The sequence below is a fragment of the Salinicola sp. DM10 genome (genome assembly GCF_017306975.2).
Lineage (GTDB): Bacteria > Pseudomonadota > Gammaproteobacteria > Pseudomonadales > Halomonadaceae > Salinicola.
Genome location: NZ_JAFLEN020000002.1, coordinates 399101 through 422473 on the forward strand (window position 1 = coordinate 399101; position 23373 = coordinate 422473).

17 protein-coding genes are annotated in these 23373 nt (G+C 67.4%); 15 read left to right on the top strand and 2 right to left on the bottom strand.

Features of this window, described 5'->3' with window-relative positions; genetic code table 11:
- Positions 1-63 precede the first annotated feature (63 nt).
- Positions 64-3363, bottom strand: coding sequence for an FAD-binding and (Fe-S)-binding domain-containing protein (locus J0A90_RS10495; protein WP_207035355.1), 3300 nt, complete (start codon positions 3361-3363; stop codon positions 64-66).
- A gap of 240 nt (positions 3364-3603) precedes the next feature.
- On the opposite strand from J0A90_RS10495, the gene serS reads away from it, so the two are divergent.
- The 4 genes from serS (at position 3604) to J0A90_RS10515 (ending at position 9342) form a co-directional block, all read left to right on the top strand.
- Positions 3604-4881 carry a serine--tRNA ligase gene (gene serS / locus J0A90_RS10500; protein WP_207035353.1) on the top strand — a complete coding sequence of 426 codons (1278 nt, stop codon included), beginning with the start codon at positions 3604-3606 and terminating at the stop codon, positions 4879-4881.
- A gap of 324 nt (positions 4882-5205) precedes the next feature.
- The gene (gene cobA, locus J0A90_RS10505; protein ID WP_370635771.1) at positions 5206-6402 is read left to right on the top strand and encodes a uroporphyrinogen-III C-methyltransferase; all 1197 of its coding nucleotides are present in this window, start codon (positions 5206-5208) and stop codon (positions 6400-6402) included.
- Positions 6403-6679: 277 nt separating this feature from the next.
- Positions 6680-8620: a putative nucleotidyltransferase substrate binding domain-containing protein gene (locus tag J0A90_RS10510; RefSeq protein WP_051896518.1), complete on the top strand. Its 1941-nt coding sequence runs from the start codon at positions 6680-6682 to the stop codon at positions 8618-8620.
- On the top strand, positions 8617-9342 hold the full coding sequence (locus J0A90_RS10515) for a 3'-5' exonuclease (RefSeq protein ID WP_370635772.1): 726 nt from the start codon (positions 8617-8619) through the stop codon (positions 9340-9342). The genes J0A90_RS10510 and J0A90_RS10515 overlap by 4 nt, the downstream gene beginning before the upstream one ends.
- A gap of 210 nt (positions 9343-9552) precedes the next feature.
- Here the strand turns inward: J0A90_RS10515 and J0A90_RS10520 are convergent, their stop codons facing one another.
- Entirely contained in the window at positions 9553-11187 is a 1635-nt protein-coding gene (locus J0A90_RS10520) for a BCCT family transporter (protein WP_207034803.1), read from the bottom strand.
- A 401-nt stretch (positions 11188-11588) separates the two neighbouring features.
- Here J0A90_RS10520 and J0A90_RS10525 point away from each other — a divergent pair, with 401 nt between their 5' ends.
- The 11 genes from J0A90_RS10525 (at position 11589) to ureE (ending at position 23357) form a co-directional block, all read left to right on the top strand.
- Complete coding sequence (locus J0A90_RS10525) at positions 11589-13388, top strand: acyl-CoA dehydrogenase C-terminal domain-containing protein (RefSeq protein ID WP_207034801.1); 1800 nt, start codon at positions 11589-11591, stop codon at positions 13386-13388.
- Between the two features lie 350 nt (positions 13389-13738).
- The gene (urtA, locus tag J0A90_RS10530; protein WP_233076692.1) at positions 13739-15046 is read left to right on the top strand and encodes an urea ABC transporter substrate-binding protein; all 1308 of its coding nucleotides are present in this window, start codon (positions 13739-13741) and stop codon (positions 15044-15046) included.
- A gap of 113 nt (positions 15047-15159) precedes the next feature.
- Positions 15160-16788 carry an urea ABC transporter permease subunit UrtB gene (gene urtB, locus J0A90_RS10535; protein ID WP_233076694.1) on the top strand — a complete coding sequence of 543 codons (1629 nt, stop codon included), beginning with the start codon at positions 15160-15162 and terminating at the stop codon, positions 16786-16788.
- Complete coding sequence (urtC, locus tag J0A90_RS10540; RefSeq protein WP_207034800.1) at positions 16785-17846, top strand: urea ABC transporter permease subunit UrtC; 1062 nt, start codon at positions 16785-16787, stop codon at positions 17844-17846. Before urtB ends, urtC begins: the two co-directional genes overlap by 4 nt.
- Positions 17843-18706: an urea ABC transporter ATP-binding protein UrtD gene (gene urtD, locus J0A90_RS10545; protein WP_255702125.1), complete on the top strand. Its 864-nt coding sequence runs from the start codon at positions 17843-17845 to the stop codon at positions 18704-18706. Before urtC ends, urtD begins: the two co-directional genes overlap by 4 nt.
- The gene (gene urtE, locus J0A90_RS10550; RefSeq protein WP_035476633.1) at positions 18700-19395 is read left to right on the top strand and encodes an urea ABC transporter ATP-binding subunit UrtE; all 696 of its coding nucleotides are present in this window, start codon (positions 18700-18702) and stop codon (positions 19393-19395) included. Before urtD ends, urtE begins: the two co-directional genes overlap by 7 nt.
- Positions 19392-20309 carry an urease accessory protein UreD gene (locus J0A90_RS10555; RefSeq protein WP_207034798.1) on the top strand — a complete coding sequence of 306 codons (918 nt, stop codon included), beginning with the start codon at positions 19392-19394 and terminating at the stop codon, positions 20307-20309. Before urtE ends, J0A90_RS10555 begins: the two co-directional genes overlap by 4 nt.
- Positions 20310-20357: 48 nt before the next feature.
- Positions 20358-20660 (top strand): urease subunit gamma, encoded by a 303-nt coding sequence (locus tag J0A90_RS10560; protein WP_035469373.1) that lies wholly within the window; start codon positions 20358-20360, stop codon positions 20658-20660.
- A gap of 9 nt (positions 20661-20669) precedes the next feature.
- Complete coding sequence (locus tag J0A90_RS10565) at positions 20670-20999, top strand: urease subunit beta (RefSeq protein ID WP_207034796.1); 330 nt, start codon at positions 20670-20672, stop codon at positions 20997-20999.
- Complete coding sequence (ureC, locus tag J0A90_RS10570) at positions 20996-22699, top strand: urease subunit alpha (RefSeq protein ID WP_035469468.1); 1704 nt, start codon at positions 20996-20998, stop codon at positions 22697-22699. The genes J0A90_RS10565 and ureC overlap by 4 nt, the downstream gene beginning before the upstream one ends.
- Before the next feature lie 73 nt (positions 22700-22772).
- Positions 22773-23357: an urease accessory protein UreE gene (gene ureE, locus J0A90_RS10575; RefSeq protein WP_207034793.1), complete on the top strand. Its 585-nt coding sequence runs from the start codon at positions 22773-22775 to the stop codon at positions 23355-23357.
- Positions 23358-23373 lie beyond the last annotated feature (16 nt).

The following is a 23373-nucleotide window of genomic DNA, read 5'->3' on the forward strand; positions in this document are numbered from 1 at the left end:
ACAACGCCTTTTGCGGGTCGCAGAGCATAGGTCATGTGGCGCCATCTTGCGCGGTGGCGCTTCTCAGCTCGTCTGGTCGCGGCGGCGGGCGACCTGTAGCAGAGCCTGGAGCGGATGCAGCAGCTGGCGCTGCGACAGACGCCTGGCCTGGCTGCGGCAGGAGTAGCCGGTCGCCAGCAGCGGGCTGGCGGTGGTGTCTTCTACCGGTTCGCGCCAGGAGAGGTCATAGATCGCCTCCGAGGTGGCGCGATTGCGCGCTTCGTGACCGTAGGTGCCGGACATGCCGCAGCAGCCGCTGGCCACGTTTTCCAGGGCGAGCCCGAAGTGGGCGAAGAGCTGCTGCCACGCCTTGGGGCTGCCCGGGGCGTTGGTCTTCTCGGTACAGTGCGACAGCAGTCGATAGCCAGGGTCGGCGTCATCGGCCTGCCGGTCCTGCCAGCGCGCCGGCAGCAGCGCCGGGCCGCGGGCGAGCAGCCACTCCTGCAGCAGCAGTACCTCGGGCACCGCCGTCGGCCCCAGCAGCTTCACGTACTCCTGGCGATAGGTCAGGGTCATCGCCGGGTCGATACCCACCAGCGGCACACCGAACTCGGCCAGGGTCTTGAGCCGCGCGGCCTGCCGGGCCGCCACGCGCTGGAAGCGGCCGATGAAGCCCTGCACGTGCAGCGGCTTGCCGTTGGGCTGGAAGGGGGCGACGAAGACACGCAGCCCCAGCCGAGTGAGCAGCTCGATAATGTCGAGCACCAGCTGCGACTCGAAGTGACTGGTGAAGGCGTCCTGCACCAGCACCACGCTGCGGGCACGCTCCTCGGGCATCAACTGGGCCAGGCTGTTGGGCGTGGCCTCGACCACGCCCCAGGCACGTAGCACCTTCTTGAGATGGGTGCGCGAGAGACGCGGGCTGTCGACCATGCCCAGGGTGCGGGTCAGCAGGCGGTCGATCAGGCGGTTGTCGAGCAGCGCATTGTAGAGCGGCGCCACCCGCGGCAAATGTGGCACCACGAACTCGAGACCGCCGATCACGTAGTCGCGCAGCGGCCGCGCATAGCGGCTGTGGTAGCTCTCCAGAAAGCGCGAGCGGAAATCGGGCACGTCGACCTTGATCGGACACTGGCCGGCGCACGATTTACACGCCAGGCAGCCGGCCATGGCGTCATACACCTGATGCGAGAAGTCCGCCTCGCCGCGGCGGCGGGCCAGCGCCCGCCCCAACTTGCCGGGCTGGTCGCGCAGCCACGCCAGGGTGCCTTCCTGGCGGGTGCGCCGGGAGAGCTCGACCACGTCGACCCCAGCGTTGCCCTGGCGCCTGAGCCACTCGCGCATCAGGCTGGCGCGCCCCTTGGGCGAGTGCACGCGGTCGCGGGTCGCCTTCCACGACGGGCACATGGCGTCCGCGGGGTCGTAGTTGTAGCAGGCGCCGTTACCGTTGCAGTAGACCGCGCTGGCATTCTCCTGCCACACGCGCTCGTCGATCTGGCGGTCCAGCTCGCCGCGGGTGGGTACGCCATCCACCGTCAGCAGGCCGGGGTCGACCTCGATTGCCGCCCGCTCGCCGGTTTGGCCGCGTGTGCTGGCGTCTTCCGCCTCGGCGCGGATCGGAATCGCGTTGCCGGCGTCTTCGGGCCGGGTGGCAGACGGGGTTGCGTTGCTGGTGTCTTGGGGCCGGCTGGCAGACGGGGTTGCGTTTCCGGCGTCTTCGGGCCGGATAGACAGCGGCGTCGCGATCTTGCCCGGGTTGAACTGGTTGTACGGATCGAAGGCGGCCTTGATTCGCTGCAGCGCCGGATAGAGCTCACCGAAGAAGCGCGGCGAATACTCCGAACGCACGCCCTTGCCGTGCTCGCCCCACAGCAGGCCGCCGTAGCGCTGGGTCAGTTCGGCCACGGCGTCGGAAAGCTCACGGATCAGGTGCGCCTGGGCCGGGTCCTTCATGTCGATCGCCGGGCGCACGTGGAGCACGCCGGCGTCGACGTGACCGAACATGCCGTAGTCAAGGCCGTGGGCGTCGAGCAGGGCGCGGAACTCGGCGATATAGTCGGCGAGTCGTTCCGGCGGCACTGCGGTGTCCTCGACGAAGGGGATCGGGCGGCGCTCGCCCTTGGCGTTGCCGAGCAGGCCCACCGCGCGCTTGCGCATGGCATAGACCCTCGCGATCCGGGCACGGCCCTCGGCCAGGGTATAGCCGAGACGCTCGACGCTGGTGTCCGCGCCGAGATGGTCGACGAACGCCTGTACGCGCTCGGCCAGACGGTCGGGATCGTCGTCGTTGAACTCGACCAGATTGATGCCGCGGATCGGTGTGCCCTGGGTATCACCGGGGAAGAACTCGTCCACGCTGTCCCAGACGAAGTCGTCCATCGCCAGCATCAGCACCTTGTCGTCGACCGTCTCGATCGAGGTCGGCCGCAGCGGCTGCGGCTGATCGGGCAACGCCACGTTCATCAGCGCCTTGGCGTCGCGCAGGGCGTCCATGAAGCCGGCGTAGCGCACGTTGACCAGGGTCGAATGTGCAGGCAAAGGCAGCACGTTGAGGGTCGCCTCGTTGAGCAGGGCGAGCGTACCCTCGGCGCCGCACAGCAGGCTGTTGAGGTCGCAGCGCCCCTCGGCATCGATCAGATGGGCGAGGTCGTAGCCGGTGAGGCAGCGGTTCAGCGGCGGAAACTTGGCCGCGATCAGCTCGGCCTGCTCGGTGGCCACCGCCCGGGCTTCGCGGTGGACGCGGCCGATCGCGTCGTCGCGGGCACAGGCGGTGGCGAGTGCCTCTTCCGCCAGCGGCTGGCTGTGCAGGCGGGTGCCGCCATGCAGGACGACGTCGAGCTCGAGTACGTGATCGCGGGTCTTGCCGTACTCGCAGCTGCCCTGACCGCTGGCATCGGTGGAGATCATGCCGCCGATGGTGGCGCGGTTGGAGGTCGAGAGCTCCGGGGCGAAGAACAGCCCGTGAGGCTTGAGCGCGGCATTGAGCTGATCCTTGACCACCCCGGCCTGGACGCGCACGCGGCGGCGCTCGACGTCGATCTCCAGAATCCGGTTCATGTGGCGGGAGAGATCCACCACCAGGCCGTCGGTCAGCGACTGGCCGTTGGTACCGGTGCCGCCGCCGCGGGGGGCGAGCACGATGCTGCGGTACTCGTCACGGGCGATCAGCCGCGCGATGCGCTCGAGGTCTTCGGCGTCGCGGGGGTAGAGCACCGCCTGCGGCAGGCGCTGGTAGATCGAGTTGTCGGTGGCCAGCACGCTGCGGTCGGCCAGCTCCGGTGCGATCTCGCCGCTGAAGCCCGCGTGCTCGAGGTCGTCGAGGAAACGGCGGTAGTGCGCGTTCAGGGCCGAGGCGTCGCCGGCCGGGTCAAGGCGTTCGATCATCATGGTCATCAAGCTGTCACGGCGGCCGGCGGGCGGCACACGCTATCTATTCGGGGATTCGCGCCTTGGCGGGCGCGAGTCGCATCATGGCCCGGGCGCCACGGCCTCGCGGCGGCGAGGGGTCATGGTGCCGGTCGGGGCTTTTCCTTACAATAAACGATCGCTCAGGCGAGGCGGGTGCCCATGGGGGCCACACGTGTCGCGCTGACCCTCGAAGACGTCAATCAACGGAACGCCACCATGCTCGATCCCAAGCTGTTGCGGAGTGATCCGCAGTTCGTCGCTCAACGTCTGGCCCTGCGCGGCTTCACGCTCGATACCGCGTCGCTCGAGTCGCTCGAGTCCCAGCGCCGCGAACTGCAGACCGCAACCGAGCAGCTGCAGAACGAGCGTAACGTGCGCTCCAAGGCGATCGGCAAGGCCAAGGCGGCGGGCGAGGACATCCAGCCGCTGCTCGACGAGGTCGGCCAGCTCGGCGACGAGCTGGACCGCGCCAAGACCCAGCTGGCCGAGGTGCAGAGCGAGTGGGATGCGCTGATCGCGGGGCTACCCAACCTGCCGCACGCTAGCGTACCCGAAGGCGCCGACGAAGACGACAACGTCGAACTGCACCGCTGGGGCACGCCGCGGGCCTTCGATTTCGAGGTGCGCGATCACGTCGACCTGGGCGCACGTTTCGGCTATCTCGACTTCGAGCTGGCGACCAAGCTCACGGGCTCGCGTTTTGCCGTGATGCGCGGGCCGATCGCGCGTCTGCACCGGGCGCTTGCGCAGTTCATGCTCGACAAGCAGACCCTCGAGCACGGCTACGAAGAGTGCTATGTGCCCTACATGGTCAACGCCGACTCGCTGATGGGCACCGGCCAGCTGCCCAAGTTCGGCGAGGATCTGTTTCGCCTCGAGGAGAGCGGCTACCACCTGATCCCGACCGCCGAGGTGCCGCTGACCAACTTCGTGCGTGACGAGATTCTCGATCACGCCCAGCTGCCGCTCAAGCTCACCGCACACACCCCCTGTTTCCGCAGCGAGGCCGGCGCCTATGGTCGGGATACCCGCGGCATGATTCGCCAGCACCAGTTCGACAAGGTCGAGATGGTCCAGGTGGTCGACCCGGAGACCAGCTACGACGCGCTGGAGACCATGCGCGGCCACGCCGAAGCGATCCTGCAGGCGCTGGCGCTGCCCTACCGGGTGGTCACCCTGTGTGCCGGTGACATGGGCTTTGGGGCGACCAAGACCTACGACCTCGAGGTGTGGCTGCCGAGCCAGGAGACCTACCGCGAGATCTCCTCGGTCTCCAACTGCGAGGATTTCCAGGCCCGGCGCATGCAGGCGCGCTTCCGTCACCCGCAGCAGAAGAAACCGCAGCTGGTGCACACCCTCAACGGCTCGGGGCTGGCGGTGGGGCGCTGCCTGCTGGCGGTAATGGAGAACTACCAGAACGCCGACGGCAGCATCGATGTGCCCGAGGTGCTGCGCCCGTACCTTGGCGGCATCGCACAAATCAACGCTGATTAAGGCGCTGTAACGTCGGTGATCGCTCGCCCCGGCAGGTCCGGGGCGGCTTTCAGATCCATGGATCTGTGGGTTCGATAGGGCGGCGCCGGCGGTCGGTGACCGGCCGCCGCTTGCCACCTGGATCGTCGGCGATGATATGGCAAGTTGGTTATAACGCTACAAGAAAGCGTTCCTTCGGGATCCTTCAAGGCACCCCTAGAATTTGGCTATAAGCATTGGGGTCAAATGGTGTATCCGGTTCTAAGGCGCTGCGGCGCCGGCTGACACGGAGTCGCGCCGACCCCGGCCATCCTGGCCCGGCTCCATTCGACCCGACGGTGATTCGTGACGCCCTCTCTGACGCTCCAGTTAGATCCTTCCCAGTTGACGCTGCGCCTGATCGGTGGCGGCAGCGAGGCGCTCGCGCTCGCCCGCCAGGTGGCGGGCAGCGGCGTGGGCCTGACGCTGCACTCCGCCGCGCCGATGCCGGCGTTGGCCGCGCTGTGCGCGCAGCAGGGATGGTCTCACGCGGCGGCAGTGCCGGCACCAGCGGCGGGAGAGCTGTGGCTGATCGCCTCGGGGGAGCACGAGCAGGACCGCCAACTAGCAGAGGCCGCACGGGCGGCCGGTGCGCTGGTCCACGTGCGTGGCTGGCCGGCGCTCTCCAGTGCCAGGCTGCCGCCACGCATCGATGTCGACGCGGTCGCCGAGCGCGAGGCGGACTCGCCCTGGCGCCGTGGTCGGGTGGCTCTGGTGGGGGCGGGGCCGGGTGACCCGGAGCTTCTGACCCTGCGCGCGCTCAAGCGGCTGCAGCACGCCAGCGTGATCGTCCACGATCGTCTGGTCAGCCAGGAAATCCTGGCGCTGGCCAACCCCGAGGCGCGACGCTTCTATGTGGGCAAGGCGCGTTCGCGGCACAGCGTACCCCAGGAGGGGATCAATCAGGCGCTGGTCGAGTGGGCGCGGGCAGGGCACGAGGTGGTGCGTCTCAAGGGCGGCGACCCGTTCATCTTCGGCCGCGGTGGGGAGGAGCTGGAGACGCTGGCCGAGGCCGGGATCGACTTCGAGGTGGTGCCCGGCATCACCGCGGCCTCGGGCTGCGCCGCCTACGCCGGCATCCCGTTGACCCACCGCGACCACGCCCAGTCGGTGCGCTTCGTCACCGGCCACCTTAAGAACGGCAGCTGCGATCTCGACTGGCCGGCGCTGGCCCGCGGTGACCAGACGCTGGTGTTCTACATGGGCCTGGGCGCCCTCGATCTGATCCGCCATCAGCTCATTGCCCACGGTCTCGACGCCCAGACCCCGCTGGCGCTGGTCGAGCAGGGCACCACCGCCAGCCAGCGCGTGCATCTGGGCACCCTCGACACTCTGCCGGCGAGTCTTGCCGACGACCCGCCGCGCCCGCCGACACTGATCGTGATCGGCAGCGTGGTCACGCTGGCGTCGCGTCTCGCCTGGTTCCAGCCCACCGCCAGCGGTGCCCTGGGCTGGGTCGAGGGCAAGCATCAGACACCGCTCTCCCGCGCGGACAGCGCCTGAGAGGGGGTTTACAAAATGCCTGCGCTCGGCAATACGGCGTTAAAATCGGCCTCGTACGCGAGCCCGGTCAAAATACTCATTTACTCTATGTAAACTCCGCTTTTTCGACCGATTTTGCCTTAGCTACGCGCCCCGGTCTTGCCTTCGCTCGACGAATTTGTAAACACCCTCTGAGCCACCGGGCGATTGGCACGGGACATCGGCCACTGTGCGTTGACGCCACCGCCCGGCGCTTCGAGAATGCAGGCAGACGACGCTGTTGGGCCGGGAGGCCGCCATGAATATCGAGCAGTTGGACATCCGCGGCCATCTGGCACAGTTCGCGCCCTTCGACCATCTCTCGGACGATCTGCTCGACCGTATCGCCGGGTCGATCGAGATTCGCTACTTCCAGGCCGGTAGCGAGCTGCTCTCCAAGGATCAGCCGATCGATTCGCTGTGGTATATCCGCAGCGGCGCGGTGGAGATGTACCAGCGTAGCGGGCGGCTGTTCAACCGGCTGGGCGAGGGCGATATCTTCGGCTACTCGGATCTGCTGCATCAGCGCCGGGTGCGTTATCCGGTACGGGCGATCGAGGACACCCTGATCTACTTCGTACCGGCGGATATCTTCGACGAGATCTGCGAGGCGGACGACGACTTCTCCGAGTTCGTCGACACCGGCGGGCGGCTCAAGGTCACGGTGCAACAGCAGCGCGACGACAGCGGTCTCATGACCACCCGCGTGCGCAAGCTGATCACACGCCAGCCGCAGATGGTGGAGGCCGACACCACGCTGCAGGCAGCGGCTCAGCGCATGCGTGACGAGAACACCACCTGCGTGCTGGTGGTGGACCTCACCGAGTCGCAATCCCCCTATACCTTCGTTGGCCGCGACGGTCGCCACTGGAAGCTCAATGGCATTCTCACCGATCGCGATTTCTGCACCCGCGTGCTGGCCGAGGGCAAGTCGCCGCAGACTCCGGTGGGCGAGGTGATGTCGTCGCGGCCGATCGTGATCCAGTCCGACGAGTCGGTCTACGAGGCGATGCTGTGCATGCTGCGTAATCAGGTGCACCACCTGCCGGTGCTGCACCGCCGCCAGCCCATGGGCATCCTGCACCTCTCGGACATCGTCCGCCATGAGACCCACAGCAGCCTGTTCCTGGTCAACAATATCTTCGTCCAGAACACCCCGACCCAGCTCTCCCGGCTCTCCACCGAGGTGCGCAACGGCTTCGTGCGCATGGTCGCCGACGGCGCCAACTCGGAGATGATCAGCCGCGCCCTGGCGACCATCGGGCGCGGTTTCACCCAGCGCCTGCTGGAGCTCGCCGAGGCCGAGCTGGGGCCGCCGCCGGTGCCATACTGCTTCATGGTCCTGGGGTCGATGGCGCGGGAAGAGCCGACCATCAACGCTGACCAGGACAACGCCCTGGTGCTCGACGACGCCTACGACCCCGAGCAGCACGGTGACTATTTCGAAGCGCTGGCCAAGTTCGTCTGTGACGGTCTCGCCGGCTGCGGCTACGCCTACTGCAAGGGCGACGTCATGGCCACCAATCCGCGCTGGCGCCAGCCGCTGGCGGTGTGGAAGCGCTATTTCGAGAAGTGGATGCGCGAGCCCAACCCGGAGCGTCTGCTGCACAGTTCGATCTTCTTCGACCTGGCGCCGGTCCACGGCGAAGCACCGATGGTCGAGGCGCTGCAGGACCTGATCGCCGAGCAGGCGCCGCGCAGCGAGCTGTTCCTCGCCGCGCTGGCGCGCAACGCCAAGAACCGCACGCCGCCACTGGGCTTCTTCCGCCAGTTCGTGATGGAGCAGGACGGCGAGCACCGCAAGTCGATCAACTTGAAGCGTCGCGGCACCGCGCCGCTGACCGATCTGGTGCGCGTACATGCGCTGGCCTGCGGCTCCAAGTCCCAGAACACCTTCGCCCGTCTCGACGATATCGCCGCCACCAAGCTGGTGGGGCAGGGGGTCGCCGAACGGCTGCGCTACGCCTTCGAGTTCCTGTCGATGGTGCGGATCCGACATCAGGCCGAAGCGATCGAGCACGGGCAGGAGCCGGACAACAGCGTCGACCCCGAGCACGTGGGCAGTCGCGAGCGCCACCACCTCAAGGACGCCTTCGAAGCGATCAGCCACGCCCAGAAGTTTCTCTCCTTCCGCTATACCCTGCCCGGCAAGGGATCATCGCGGAGCCAGGGTGCCGAGCGCGGCGAGACAGCATCGTGAGGCGGGTGCCGAAGGTGCGCCGGCGCCAGTTGGAAGCCTGGCCACGCTATCTTGCCGCGCGCGCCACCGAGGCCAGGGATGCGCGCCTGGCAGGCTTTTTTGCCGGCGGTGGACTCGACCCCGAGATGCCGATCGGCGAGGCGCCGCTGGTGGCCATGGACTTCGAGACCACCGGGCTCGACGCCGGGCGTCACGATATCGTCAGTGTCGGCGTGGTGCCGTTCACCCTGGCGCGCATCCGGCCCGCCGAAGGGCGCTACTGGGTGCTGTCGCCACGGCGGCGGCTGAGCGACGAGTCGGTGACCTTCCACCATATCACCCACGCCGAAGTGGAGAACGCGCCCGACTTCTCCGCCATCATCGACGAGCTGCTGGAGATGCTGCACGGGCGGCTGGTGGTGGTTCATTACCGTCAGCTCGAGCGCACCTTCCTCGATGCCGCGATCCGGGAACGCCTCGGCGAGGGGCTGCTGTTTCCGATGCTCGACACCATGTCGCTGGAGGCGCGCATCCACCGCCAGTCGTGGTGGGCGCGTCTGCGCCGCTGGGCGGGACGACCGGTGGCCTCGATCCGCCTGCACGAGAGCCGTCAGCGCTACAACCTGCCGGCGTATACCGGGCACCATGCGCTGATCGATTCGCTGGCCACGGCGGAGCTGCTGCAGGCGCAGATTCTCTATCACTACAGCTGGGAAACCCCGGTCGGCGCGCTCTGGCGCTGACGTGTGGTGTGCTGACAGCGGGGAGATGAAGCGATGTGCTGACAGTGGGGAGAGCGCGCCAGGTGCGCTGAGGCGGTGGGTTCTTTCGCGGCTCTGGCACGGCAATCGGTACCAGAACGGCGAGTGCTAGAACGATAAACGTCAGAACGATAGACATCAGAACGACAACGAGCGGCCCGTGGGCCGCTCGTTGCGTTTACAGCACTGGCTTCAGGTACGCGGTTCGGAGCGCAGACCCTGAATGATGGCGTAGCACGCCGCCAGCAAGACGATGGTGAAGGGCAGGCCGGTAGTGATCACCGCCGCCTGCAGTGCGGTCAGACCGCCGCCCAGCAGCAGGGCGATGGCGATGGCGCCTTCGATCAGCGCCCAGAACACGCGCTGCGGCTTGGGTGCGTCGACCTTGCCGCCGGCGGTGATCGAGTCGATCACCAGCGACCCGGAGTCGGAGGAGGTGATGAAGAACACCATCACCAGCACGATACCCAGGAACGAGGTGATCGCGGTCAGCGGCAGCTGACCCAGCATGGTGAAGAGCTGCAGCTCCAGCGCCGCATCCTTGACCCCCTGGAAACCATCGCCGACCAGTTGGTGGATAGCGGTGTCGCCGAAGGCGGTCATCCAGATCACCGAGACCAGCGTGGGCACCAGCAGTACCGCGATCAGGAACTCGCGCACGGTGCGGCCACGGCTGACGCGGGCGATGAACATGCCGACGAACGGCGACCAGGAGATCCACCAGGCCCAGTAGAAGGCGGTCCAGCCGTGGACGAAGTTGGTGTCTTCGCGGCCGAACGGATTGGACAGTGCCGGCAGATACTTCAGGTAGGAGATGATGTTCTCGACGAAGCCGGTGGCGAGCAGCAGGGTCGGGCCGACGAAGATCACGAACACCAGAAGGATGAAGGCCAGCGCCATGTTGATCTGCGACAGCCGCTGTACGCCCTTGTCCACGCCCAGCATGACCGAACCCAGTGCCACCAGGGTGATGCCGATGATCAGCAGGACCATGGTCACGTTGGTGTTGGGCACGTCGAACAGATAGTGCAGACCGGCGGCCGCCTGGGAGGCGCCCAGACCCAGTGAGGTGGCCAGACCGAACAGCGTGGCGAAGACCGCCAGGATGTCGATGATGTGGCCCGGCCAGCCCCAGATGCGCTCACCCAGGATCGGGTAGAAGATCGAGCGCATGGTCAGCGGCAGCCCCTTGTTGAAGGAGAACAGCGCCAGCGACAGCGCGACCACCGCGTAGATGCCCCAGGGGTGCAGGCCCCAGTGGAAGATCGTCGCGGCCATGGCCAGCGACTGGGAGGCGGCGTCGTTACCCGCGGCGCCGCCCAGCGGTGCCCAGGAGTCGCCGGCCAGCGAGGTGCCGAAGTGGGTGATCGGCTCGGAGACGCCGTAGAACATCAGGCCGATGCCCATGCCCGCGGCGAACAGCATCGCGAACCAGCCGGCATAGCTGAAGTCGGGCTTGGCGTGCATGCCGCCGATGCGCACCTTGCCCAGCGGGGTGAAGATCAGCCCCACCGAGACCAGCACGAAGACGTTGGCGGCGAACAGGAACAGCCAGCTCAGGTTGTCGGTGAGAAAGCTCCTTGCCCCGTTGAAGATCGGCCCCATCTGCTCTGGCAGCGCCAGGGTGATGATGACGAAGAACAGGATCAGCAGCGACGAGATCGAGAAGACCTTGCCGTGCAGGTCGACGTCGAAGCCGAATTTGTTGGTCCTGATGTTGTCCTGACCGATCACGTAATCGGTATCGATCAGATTGGAGGGTCCCTCGGGGGCCGGTACGCCTTCCTGCGGCGCGGCCGGCTGCTTGTTAGGATCTTCTTGAGCCACTAGCCGTCTCCCTAATGATTACCACATGACGGATCGGGCCACGCCTTCAGGGCGTGGCGAGATCGCGTCCCGTTATTGACTCGCTGGCGGTCGCGGCGATGCGCCATTGCGCCTCTAGTCTGGCGGATCGTCACGAACGTGCAAGTTTTGTAATTATCCTGAATCAAGTCGGTGCTTCCAACCGTCCCCGGCGCGCGCGCCACGTATCTGCCCGCGACGCCGGGCCGCACAGCGTCTATACCAAGGTCGCAGGGCGTGTGGAACGAGACCGCGATTGCCTGGATAGCGGCGCTCGCGCAGCCTGCTAGACCAAGGTCAGAGTGCACGTCGGGTGGCATTCGACGTATATTGAAACGAACGTTTGAAACTGGCTGCATTCGACATTCGCCGCAGGAGAGGTCATGGCACACTATCGAGCCCCGCTGAACGATCTGCGTTTCGTGCGCGAAGAGGTCTTCGCCGCCGAGCGTGAATGGGCGGCGATGCCGGCGACAGCCGAGCTCAACGCCGAACTCGCCGATGCGGTGATGGAAGAAGCCGGGAGGCTGGTCAGCGCCGAGCTGTTGCCGCTCAATGCCAGCGGCGATGCCGAGGGGTGCCAGTTCGACGGCGCACGGGTGACCACGCCGGCGGGCTTCCGCGAGGCTTTCGCCGAGTTCGCCGAGGGCGGCTGGTGCGGGCTCGCCGGTGACCCGGCGCTGGGCGGTCAGGGCCTGCCCAAGCTGCTCACGCTGGCCTTCGACGAGATGCTCTATGCCAGCAACTCGAGCTTCGCGCTCTATCTGGCGCTCAACAACGGCGCCGCGCTGCTGCTCGATCAGTACGCCGACGCGGAGACCCGGGCGCGCTATCTGCCGCGGCTCTACGCTGGCGAATGGTTGGGCACGATGTGCTTGACCGAGCCCCACTGCGGTACCGATCTGGGTCTGATCAAGACCCGCGCGACGCCCAACGATGACGGCAGCTACGCAATCACCGGCAGCAAGATCTGGATCACCGGCGGCGAGCACGATCTCACCGACAACATCGTTCACCTGGTGCTGGCCAAGCTGCCCGACGCACCGCCGGGCGCCAAGGGCATCTCGCTGTTTCTGGTGCCCAAGCGCGTGGTCGATGACGCGGGGCAGGCCGGCGAGGCCAACGGCGTGGTGTGCGGCGGTCTCGAACACAAGATGGGGATCAAGGCCAGCGCCACCTGCGTGATGCACTTCGAGGCGGCGCGGGGGGAGCTGATCGGTGAGCCGCACCAGGGCCTGGCGGCGATGTTCACGATGATGAACTACGAGCGGTTGTCGATCGGTATGCAGGGTCTGGGCCTGGGCGAGATCGCCTATCAGAGTGCGATCGACTTCGCCCGCGAGCGCCTGCAGAGCCGTGCCCCCGGCGGCGCGGCGGCGCCGGACAAGCCCGCCGACCCGATTCTGGTGCATCCGGACGTGCGCCGCATGGCGCTGGACGTGCGTGCCTGGAACGAGGGCGGGCGGCTGTTCGCGGCCTTCGTCGCCCGCGAGCTGGACCGCGCCCGCTACCATCCGCAGGCCGAGACCCGCGCTGGTGCCGAGGAGATGGTCGCGCTGCTGACCCCGGTAGCCAAGGCATTTCTGACCGATCGTGGTTTCGAGGCCACGGTAGAGGCCCAGCAGCTCTATGGCGGCAGCGGCTATTGCGTCGAGTGGGGCGCCGAGCAGTTCGTGCGCGATGCGCGCATCGCCATGATCTATGAAGGCACCAACGGCATCCAGGCGATGGATCTGGTCGGGCGCAAGCTGGTGCGTAACGGTGGCGCCTATGTCGAGCGTCTGCTGGCGCGCCTGCGCGCGGACCTGGAGGACGGCGCCGCCGATGACACGCGCCTGCGGCCCTTCCATGCCGCTGCCGAGGCTGCCGCAACGCGGCTGGAACAGGCGACCCGTCAACTGCTCGAACGCGCGGCGCAGGATCCGGCCGAGGCCGGGGCGGCGGCCCACGACTATCTGCAGCTCACCGGTCTCAGCGTCTACGCCTGGATGTGGTGGAAGGCGGCTCGCGCGGCGGTGCGTGGGCTCGACCAGGGCGGTGCGCTGGGTGAGGCCGACTACCGCGACAAGCTGATCGTGGGGCAGCACTTCCTCGAGCGTCTGCTGCCGCGCAGCGACACCCACGCGCGCCAGCTCGAAGCGGCGGCGGCGGGGTTGATGGCCATGGATGAGCTGCGTTTCTGATTAACTGGCGCGAAGGCGCCAGCGCATTTCGATCGGTGGTTTGCACGCTTTTGGGGCGCTCGTGATACGAGCGTCTTTTTTTGTCTCCAATATGGTGCATCTGGCGGCTCGTCTTGAGGTGAAGCCAACACACTGTCTTGCTTCAGGAATTCGTTTTACCTGCGGGGGAGGTCGAGCGCCCAGAGGGGCTTGGCGGCCGGCCCGGGCGCGCGTTGAAGGTGCGTTCCGGGGCTATTTTTGTATACGAAAGATCTACAGAGAGGAAAAAGGGCACGGAAAATGCATGAGGGTAGGGGCAGGGTGCGCCGGCGGCGCCGGTCACCGAACCAGGGATCCTTCAGGAGCGTCTCATGACAACAACAGCCCTACGCAAACTGATCGCGACATCCGTGTTCACCACCACGCTGGCAGGGTTCTCGGCGCCGCTGCTGGCGGCCGACGATGGCCCGATCCGTGTCGGTATCCTCCACTCCCTTTCCGGCACCATGGCGATCAGCGAATCGACGCTGAAAGACGAGATGCTGATGCTGATCGATCAGCAGAACAAGGCCGGCGGGCTGCTCGGGCGCCAGCTGGAGCCGGTGGTGATGGACCCGGCCTCCGACTGGTCGCGCTACGCCGAGCAGGCGCGCAGCATGCTCACCGGTGACAAGCGCGTCGATGTCATCTTCGGCAACTGGACCTCGGCCTCGCGCAAGGCGGTGCTGCCGGTGGTCGAGGAGCTCGACGGGCTGCTGTTCTACCCGGTGCAGTACGAGGGCCAGGAGTCTTCCGAGAACATCTTCTATACCGGCGCCGCGCCCAACCAGCAGGCGATCCCCGCGGTCGACTATCTGATGGGGCAGGGCGTCGAGCGCTGGGCGCTGCTGGGTACCGACTACGTCTATCCGCGCACCACCAACGAGATCCTCGAGGCCTACCTCAAGGACCATGGCGTCGCAGACGACGACATCATGGTCAACTACACCCCGTTTGGCTTCAGCGACTGGCAGTCGATCGTCTCCCGGGTCAAGGATTTCGGCAGTCAGGGCAAGAAGACCGCGGTGGTCTCGACCATCAATGGCGATGCCAACGTGCCGTTCTACAACGAACTCGCCAATCAGGGGATCAAGGCTTCGGACATCCCGGTCGTGGCGTTCTCGGTCGGCGAGCAGGAGCTGACCGGCATCGACACCGCGCCGCTGGTTGGCCATCTGGCCGCCTGGAACTACTTCATGAGCGTCGACAGCGACGCCAACTACGACTTCATCGACGCCTGGGTCGCCTATACCGGCAACAAGGACGCGGTGGTCAACGACCCCATGGAAGCTCATTACATCGGCTTCAACATGTGGCTCAAGGCGGTCGAGTCGGCCGGTACCACCGATGTCGACGCGGTCAAGGACGCGATCATCGGCGTGACCGTGCCCAACCTCTCCGGCGGTGCGGCGACGATGATGCCCAATCACCACATCACCAAGCCGGTGATGATCGGCGAGATCCAGGACGATGGTCAGTTCAGCGTGGTGTGGCAGACCCCGACCACGGTGGCCGGTGATGCCTGGTCCGACTACCTGCCGGCGTCGAAGAACCTGATCAGCGACTGGCGCGCGCCGCTGCGCTGCGGAAAGCTCGATGTCGAGCGCATGGTCTGCGAGGACGGTGCAGGGGCCAACTGATCGGAGGCGGTGCCGGGCCGCGGCCATGCCGCGGCGCTCACCGCCCGAGCACGTGCCCGCGCCGTCCACCGGATGGCGCGGGGCCAACGGTAACGCAGCATGAGCGTTCCATCATGATGATGAATTTCCACGCCGGAGGCCGCCAGTGCGCTCGCCGGATCTGCCACTCGCTGCTGCTCGGCCTGCTGCTGTGCGCGGCATTGGCTACCACGGCATCGGCGGCGGTCGGCGAGCCCCAGGCCAGAGCGCTGTTGCAAGCGCTCGATACGCGCAGTTTCGAGGCCAAGGGCGAGGCCGCCCAGGCGATCGCCGACAGCCAGGCGAGTCAGAAGACGCGCTGGCTGCAGGCGCTGCTCGATGGCCGTCTGGGCAAGGAGCGCCGCGGCGAGCAGTTCTATATCGTCACCGACGACAGCGGCCGTGAGTGGCCGCTGATCGATGCGATCACCTTTGCCGAGGCCGGCAGCGGCTCACGGCGCACGGTGGATATCTTCAAGATCAACAACGATCTGCGCACCCAGCTCCAGGGCATGATCGCCTCGCTCTCTCTCGCCGAGGGTGACGAGAGGTCTCGCCTGGCGGCGGCGGATCGGCTGATTGGTGATGTGAACGCCGACAATGTCGCAAGCGTGCGCGCGAGCCGCGAGCGGGAAGAGAGTGCGACGGTTCGCGACCGGCTCGATATCGCGCTGGCGCTCTACCGCGTGCAGCAGGGTGACGCTACCGCGCTCAAGACCCTGAAGGGCAATCTCGACACGCGCGTGCGCAATACGCTGACCACGGTCGCCGCGGGTGACGGTGAACTCGCCAGTCAGGCGCAGCAGGTGCTCGACGGCATCGAAAGCAAGCGTGCCTGGTACGACCGCGCGCAGACGCTGTTCTTCGGCTTGAGCGCGGGCTCGATCCTGGTGCTGGCGGCGATCGGTCTGGCGATCACCTTCGGCGTCATGGGAGTGATCAACATGGCCCATGGCGAGCTGATCATGCTCGGTGCCTATACCACCTGGCTTATCCAGCAGGCGCTGCCGGGCCAGCCGGGGCTGGCGCTGCTGCTGGCGATCCCCGGCGGCTTTCTGGTCGCCGGCGCGTTCGGCGTGCTGATCGAGCGGACGGTGATTCGCTTTCTCAAGGGCCGACCACTGGAAACGCTGCTGGCGACCTTCGGCCTGAGCCTGATCCTGCAGCAGCTGGTGCGCACGCTGTTCTCCCCGCTCAACCGGCGGGTGGCGTCGCCGGAGTGGCTGCAGGGCGCCTGGCAGATCAACGATGCGCTGTCGCTGACCCTGAATCGTCTCGGTGTGCTCGGTTTCTGCCTGCTGGTGTTCGCCGCGCTGTGGGCACTGATGCGCTATACCCGGCTCGGCCTGGAGGTGCGCGCAGTGACCCAGAACCGCGCCATGGCGCGGGCGATGGGCGTGCGCGCGGCGCGGGTCGACATGCTCACCTTCGGTCTCGGCGCCGGGGTCGCGGGGCTTGCCGGGGTGGCGCTGTCACAGCTCACCAACGTGGGGCCGAACCTGGGTCAGGGCTATATCGTCGACTCCTTCCTGGTGGTGGTGTTCGGCGGCGTCGGCAATCTGTGGGGCACCCTGGTCGCCGGCATGTCGCTGGGGGTGATCAATCAGGTGCTACAGCCTTGGGTCGGGGCGGTACTGGCCAAGATCATCGTGCTGGTCGGGGTGATCCTGTTCATCCAGAAGCGCCCGCAGGGGATCTTCGCGCCCAAGGGGAGGGTGTCATGAGCCACGCAACCCTCGAGCCGGGGCGGGACCGCTCGCGCCAGGCGTTTCTTTCCCGTGCCACGCTGATCACCTCGGCGCTGCTGGTCGTCGGCATGGCGCTGGTGCTGGTCCTGCATGCGCTGCCTGCGACTCATCCGCTGCATGTGAGCAGCGCCACGGTGGCACTGCTGGGCAAGTACTTCACCTACATGCTGCTGGCGCTGGCGGTGGATCTGATCTGGGGCTACCTGGGCATCTTGAGCCTTGGCCACGGCGCCTTCTTCGCCCTCGGCGGCTACGCCATGGGGCTCTATCTCAATGCCCAGGGGACGGTACTGCCCGGCTGGCAGGGGCTGCTGGCGAGCTTCCCGCTGGCGGCGCTGGCGGTGGTGCTGGCGCCGGGTATTCTGGCACTGGCGTTCGGCTGGCTCGCTTTCCGCTCGCGGGTGACCGGGGTCTACTTCTCGATCATCACCCAGGCGCTGACCTTTGCCCTGATGCTGGCGTTCAACCGCAACGAGATGGGAATGGGCGGCAGCACCGGGCTGACGCGCTTCAGCGAGCTGCTCGGTTTTCGGCTGGCCAGTGACGGCATGACTGTGGCGCTGTTCCTGGCTTCCGGCATCGCCGTACTGCTGGCGTTCTGGCTGTGTCGGGCGATCGTCGTTTCGCAGCTGGGGCGGGTCGCCGTGGCGACCCGTGACGCCGAGGCGCGGGTGCGCTTTCTCGGCTATCGGGTCGAGCACGTCAAGCTGTCGCTGTTCGTGGTCTCGGCGATGCTCGCCGGGATCGCCGGGGCGCTCTACGTGCCGCAGGTGGGGATCATCAACCCCAGCACCTTCGCCCCGCTGTTCTCGATCGAAGTGGTGGTGTGGGTGGCGCTGGGCGGGCGCGCGACGCTGTTCGGTGCGCTGCTCGGGGCGCTGGTGGTCAACTATCTCAAGACCGTGCTCACCGGCGCGATGCCGGATGCCTGGCTGTTCCTGCTCGGCGGACTGTTCGTGGTGGTGACCATGGCGCTGCCGCGGGGAATCGCCGGCGTGCTGGCATGGCGGCATCGGCAGGAGGGTGCGACATGAGCCAGAGCGTACGCACCCGGGTGCAGCAGCTGCGCGAGCTGTCGCGCCCCGATCGGGTGTTCGACTTCATGCTGCCGGCGCAGTCGCCGGTGGACGTCCGCCACGGGCCGATTCTTTACATGGAGGATGTCAGCGTCAGCTTCGACGGCTTCCGCGCCATCGATCGGCTCAACCTCACGATCGACGATGGCGAGCTGCGCTGCATCATCGGCCCCAACGGTGCCGGCAAGACCACCATGATGGATATCATCACCGGCAAGACGCGCCCGGACAGCGGCCAGGTGTGGTTCGGCAGCCGGCACAACCTGTTGACCCTGGACGAGCCGCGGATCGCCAATCTCGGCATCGGACGCAAGTTCCAGAAGCCGACGGTGTTCGAGGCGCTCGACGTGAGCGAGAACCTGGAGCTGGCGATGGCCGGTGACCGCCGCGTGTGGAAGACTCTGCTGTCGCGTCTCGACGGTGCCGGCCAGGCGCGCATCGACGAGGTGCTGGAGACCATCGGGCTGAGCGGCGAGCGGCACCGGCTCGCCGGCGTGCTCTCTCACGGCCAGAAGCAGTGGCTGGAGATCGGCATGCTGCTGATGCAGCGCCCGCGTCTGCTGCTGGTGGACGAGCCGGTGGCCGGGATGACCGAGCCGGAGATGCAGCGTACCGCCGAGCTGTTGACGCGGCTGGCGGGGCAGCAGTCGGTGGTGGTGGTCGAGCACGATATGGGCTTCGTGCGCGAGATCGCGCGCAAGGTCACGGTGCTGCACCAGGGCAGCGTGCTGGCCGAGGGCAGTCTGGACCAGGTGTCCAGTGACCCGCGGGTGGTGGAGGTCTATCTGGGCGGCGACGAGGAGACGAACGCATGCTGAGCGTGGACAACCTCGATCAGTACTACGGCGAGAGCCATATCCTGCGCGGCCTGTCGCTGACGGTGCCGGCCGGGCGCTGCACCTGCGTGATGGGGCGCAACGGGGTCGGCAAAACCACGCTGTTGAAGACCATCATGGGGGAGGTGAGCGCCCGCGCCGGCACCATCCACTTCGACGGTGAACCGCTGCTGCCGCGGCGCGCCGAGGCGCGTGCCGGTCTGGGGATCGGCTATGTGCCCCAGGGTCGGCAGATCTTCGCCACGCTGACGGTGGAGGAGAACCTGCGTATCGGCTTGCCGGCGCGGCGCGATCGCCAGCGGCGCATTCCCGAGCGTATCTATGAACTGTTCCCGGTGCTGCGCGAGATGCGCTATCGTCGCGGAGGCGACCTCTCCGGCGGCCAGCAGCAGCAGCTGGCGATCGGGCGCGCACTGGTGCTCGACCCGCGGCTGCTGATCCTCGACGAGCCGGGGGAGGGCATCCAGCCCAATATCGTGGCCCAGATCGGCGAGGTGATCCGGCGGCTCAACCGCGAGGCCGGGCTGACCGTGCTGCTGGTCGAGCAGAAACTGCCGTTTGCGCGCCGCTACGCCGACGGCTTCATGATCATGGATCGAGGCCAGGCCGTGGCCAGTGGTGACATCTCCGATCTCGACGACGACCTGATTCGGCGACATCTCACGGTATGAGCGCAGACCCCGCACCGCCAAGCCCACCGCCACCCGCGGACTCCGGCCACCGTTTCGACGCCGGGCGCCGCTGGGAGGCGCGGTTGACGCTCGCCTTCGACCGCCGCGAGACCGCCCACGCCGGACGTACCCGTTTGACCCGGGCGCACCACAGCGGGCCGCTGCGGGTGCAGCGGCCGTTCTACCCCGAGCCGCTGCGGCCGGCGCTGGTCGAGCCCTGCCACGTCTATCTGCTGCACCCGCCGGGCGGGCTGGTCAGCGGTGACGCCCTGGCGGTGGAGATCGCGGTGGAGGCCGACGCCCACGCGCTGTTGACCACGCCGGCGGCGACCAAGCTCTACCGCGCCGACAGCCAGGGCGTGACCTGGCAGCAGCGCAATCACCTGCAGGTCGCCGCCGGCGGGCTGCTCGAGTGGCTGCCCCAGGAGACCATCGCCTTCGACGGCTCGTGCGGGGTGCAGAGCACCACGGTCGAGCTCACTGGCGATGCCCGCTGTCTGGGCTGGGAGGTGATGGCGCTGGGGCGCCCGGTGGGCGCGCTGCCGTTCGTCAGCGGTGCTATCGAGCAGCGCTTTCGGCTGACCCGCGACGGCCGCCCGCTGTGGCTCGAGCGCCAGCCGCTCGACCCACACCACGCGCGCTTCCAGGGACGCTGGGGACAGGGCGGGGCGAGCGTCCAGGCAACCCTGTGGGCGGCCGGACTGGCGGCCCCCGAGGTGGCGGTAGCGGCGCTGCGCGAGGCGCTGCCGGCGGCCCCGCAGTGGGCCGTCACCCAGCGTCTCGGCGTATTGCTGCTGCGCTATCTGGGCGATTCGCGCAATCAGGCCTGGGACTACTGCCAGGCCGCCTGGCATACGCTGCGCCCGCTGCTGGCCGAGCGCGAGGCGTGCGAGCCGCGCATCTGGCGCACCTGAGACAACGACCAAGGGCGCCCGGCGCCCGCAAGCCCAGGAGACGAGGCGATGGAACTGACACCCCGAGACAAAGACAAGCTGCTGCTGTTCTCCGCCGCCCAGTTGGCCGAGCGCCGCCGCGCGCGCGGGCTCAAGCTCAACTACCCGGAAGCGGTGGCGCTGATCAGCTTCGAGATTCTCGAAGGCGCCCGCGACGGGCGCAGCGTGGCCGAGCTGATGGGTTACGGCCGCGAGATCCTGACCCGCGACGACGTGATGGAGGGGGTCGCCGAGATGATCCCCGAGGTGCAGGTGGAGGCGACCTTTCCCGACGGCACCAAGCTGGTGACCGTGCATTCACCCATCGTATGAGGGGCGGCCATGATTCCCGGTGAATACCAGTTGCAGGACGGCGACATCGAGCTCAACGCAGGGGGCGACACGATCACCCTGACGGTGGGCAACCGCGGCGACCGCCCGATCCAGGTCGGCTCGCACTACCACTTCGCCGAGACCAATCCGGCGCTCGAGTTCGATCGTGGCGCCGCGCGGGGTTATCGGCTCGACGTGCCGGCGGGCTCGGCGATCCGTTTCGAACCGGGTCAGCGCCGGGCGGTGACGCTGGTGCCGTTCGCCGGCCGGCGGCATGTCTACGGCTTCCGCGGCGAGGTCATGGGTGGGCTGGACGATGCCGTGGAGGATGAAGCATGAAAATTTCACGTCAGGCCTATGCCGACATGTATGGCCCCACCGTGGGCGATCGGGTGCGGCTCGCCGATACCGAGCTGTGGATCGAGGTGGAGCAGGATCATACCCACTACGGCGACGAGGTGAAGTTCGGCGGCGGCAAGGTGATCCGTGATGGCATGGGCCAGAGCCAGCGCTGCGACGAGGCGGTGATGGACACCGTGATCACCAATGCGCTGATCCTCGACTGGTGGGGGATCGTCAAGGCCGATGTCGGCCTCAAGGCAGGGCGCATCGCCGCCATCGGCAAGGCCGGCAACCCCGACGTGCAGCCGGCGGTGACCATCGTGATCGGCCCGGGCACCGAGGTGATCGCCGGTGAGGGCAAGATCCTCACCGCCGGCGCGATCGACGCGCATATCCACTTCATCTGCCCGCAGCAGGTGGAGGAGGCGCTGATGAGCGGGGTCACCACCATGCTCGGAGGGGGCACCGGGCCGGCCACCGGCTCCAACGCCACCACCTGTACTCCGGGGGAGTGGCACCTGGGCAAGATGCTCCAGGCGATCGACACCCTGCCGATGAACATCGGCCTGCTTGGCAAGGGCAACGCCAGCCAGCCCGAGGCGCTCGAGGCGCAGATCGTGGCCGGGGCGATCGGGCTCAAGCTGCACGAGGACTGGGGCACCACGCCGGCTTCCATCGATACCTGCCTGAGCGTGGCCGAGCGCTACGACGTCCAGGTGGCGATCCATACCGATACCCTCAACGAGTCCGGCTTCGTCGAGGACACCCTGGCCGCGTTCAAGGAGCGCGGTATCCACACCTATCACACCGAGGGTGCCGGGGGCGGCCATGCGCCGGACATCATCACCGCCTGTTCCAAGGATTACGTGCTGCCGTCGTCGACCAACCCGACGCGGCCCTACACCGTGAACACCGTCGACGAGCATCTCGACATGCTGATGGTGTGCCACCATCTCGACCCCAATATCCCCGAGGACGTGGCCTTCGCCGATTCACGCATCCGCCGCGAAACCATCGCCGCCGAGGATATCCTCCACGATCTCGGCGTGATCTCGATGATCGCCTCCGACTCCCAGGCCATGGGTCGGGTCGGCGAGGTGGTCTGCCGCACCTGGCAGACTGCGCACAAGATGAAGGTGCAGCGCGGGCTACTGGCGGAGGATGCCGAGCGCGGCTGCGACAACTTCCGTGCCCGGCGCTATATCGCCAAGTACACCATCAACCCGGCGCTGACCCACGGCCTGGGCCATGAAGTGGGATCGGTGGAGGTCGGCAAGCTGGCCGACCTTGTGCTGTGGGATCCGGCCTTCTTCGGCGTCAAGCCGGCACTGATACTCAAGGGCGGGATGATCGCGGCGGCGCCGATGGGCGACCCCAACGCTTCGATCCCGACCCCGCAGCCGGTGCACTACCGGCCGATGTTCGGCGCCTTCGGGCGTGCGGCCAGCGCCACCCGAGTCAGTTTCGTCAGCCAGGCGGCGCTGGCGGCGGGGGTGGGCGAGCGCTTGGGTCTGGCCAGCCGGCTGGTCGCGGTTCAGGACGTGCGCGGTGTGCGCAAGCGTGACATGAAACTCAACGACGCCTGCCCGCAGCTCGAGGTCGACCCGCAGACCTACGAGGTGCGCGCCGATGGCGAACTGCTCACCTGCGAGCCCGCGGTCACGCTGCCGCTGGCCCAGCGCTACCACCTGTTCTGACAGGCAGTCTGTTCTGACAGCCAGTCTGTTCTGCTGGGGAATCTGCTCTGATGAGAATGAAAAGGACGACACGATGCTGAAGTTGATCGAGCGCCTGGACGCGGCCTGCGACATCGTCGCCGACGACAGCGTCACGCTCCCCTTCGAGCTGCGCTGCCGCGGGCGCCTCAAGGCCACCAGCGATGGCGGACGCGAGCTGGGGCTATTTCTCGACCGCGGCCCGGTGCTGCGCCACGGTGCGCTGCTGCGCGCCGAGAGCGGTGAGGTGATCGCAGTGCGCGCCGCCGACGAGCCGGTGGTCACCGCCCGGGTCGAGGGCACGCTGGCGCTGGCTCGGCTCTGCTACCACCTGGGCAACCGCCATGTGCAGCTGGCGCTGGGTGCCGAGGAGGAGTGCGGCTGGGTGCGCTTTCCTCCCGACCATGTGCTGGAGGCGCTGGCGACCCGCCTGGGGGCGACCCTGGAGCGCCACCGCGCGCCCTTCGACCCCGAGTCCGGGGCCTATGCCGAAGGCCACGCGCATGGCCACGGTCACGCTCACAGTCACGGGCATGGACATGATCACGGTCACACGCACGAGCACGAGTCTGGGCGTGGCGCTGCCGGGGGGGCCCTGGTCTATGACTTCGTGCCGCGCGGTCGCGGCCACGAGCACTGAGCGTGGCGCCGGCATC

Coding starts and splice junctions, on each gene's coding strand:
- ureC (WP_035469468.1), top strand. CDS start 20,996: ATGAAAATTTCACGTCAGGCCTATGCCGACATGTATGGCCCCACCGTG.
- serS (WP_207035353.1), top strand. CDS start 3,604: ATGCTCGATCCCAAGCTGTTGCGGAGTGATCCGCAGTTCGTCGCTCAA.
- J0A90_RS10555 (WP_207034798.1), top strand. CDS start 19,392: ATGAGCGCAGACCCCGCACCGCCAAGCCCACCGCCACCCGCGGACTCC.
- J0A90_RS10510 (WP_051896518.1), top strand. CDS start 6,680: ATGAATATCGAGCAGTTGGACATCCGCGGCCATCTGGCACAGTTCGCG.
- urtE (WP_035476633.1), top strand. CDS start 18,700: ATGCTGAGCGTGGACAACCTCGATCAGTACTACGGCGAGAGCCATATC.
- J0A90_RS10565 (WP_207034796.1), top strand. CDS start 20,670: ATGATTCCCGGTGAATACCAGTTGCAGGACGGCGACATCGAGCTCAAC.
- J0A90_RS10495 (WP_207035355.1), bottom strand. CDS start 3,363: ATGATCGAACGCCTTGACCCGGCCGGCGACGCCTCGGCCCTGAACGCG.
- J0A90_RS10525 (WP_207034801.1), top strand. CDS start 11,589: ATGGCACACTATCGAGCCCCGCTGAACGATCTGCGTTTCGTGCGCGAA.
- urtD (WP_255702125.1), top strand. CDS start 17,843: ATGAGCCAGAGCGTACGCACCCGGGTGCAGCAGCTGCGCGAGCTGTCG.
- urtA (WP_233076692.1), top strand. CDS start 13,739: ATGACAACAACAGCCCTACGCAAACTGATCGCGACATCCGTGTTCACC.
- J0A90_RS10560 (WP_035469373.1), top strand. CDS start 20,358: ATGGAACTGACACCCCGAGACAAAGACAAGCTGCTGCTGTTCTCCGCC.
- urtC (WP_207034800.1), top strand. CDS start 16,785: ATGAGCCACGCAACCCTCGAGCCGGGGCGGGACCGCTCGCGCCAGGCG.
- urtB (WP_233076694.1), top strand. CDS start 15,160: ATGATGATGAATTTCCACGCCGGAGGCCGCCAGTGCGCTCGCCGGATC.
- ureE (WP_207034793.1), top strand. CDS start 22,773: ATGCTGAAGTTGATCGAGCGCCTGGACGCGGCCTGCGACATCGTCGCC.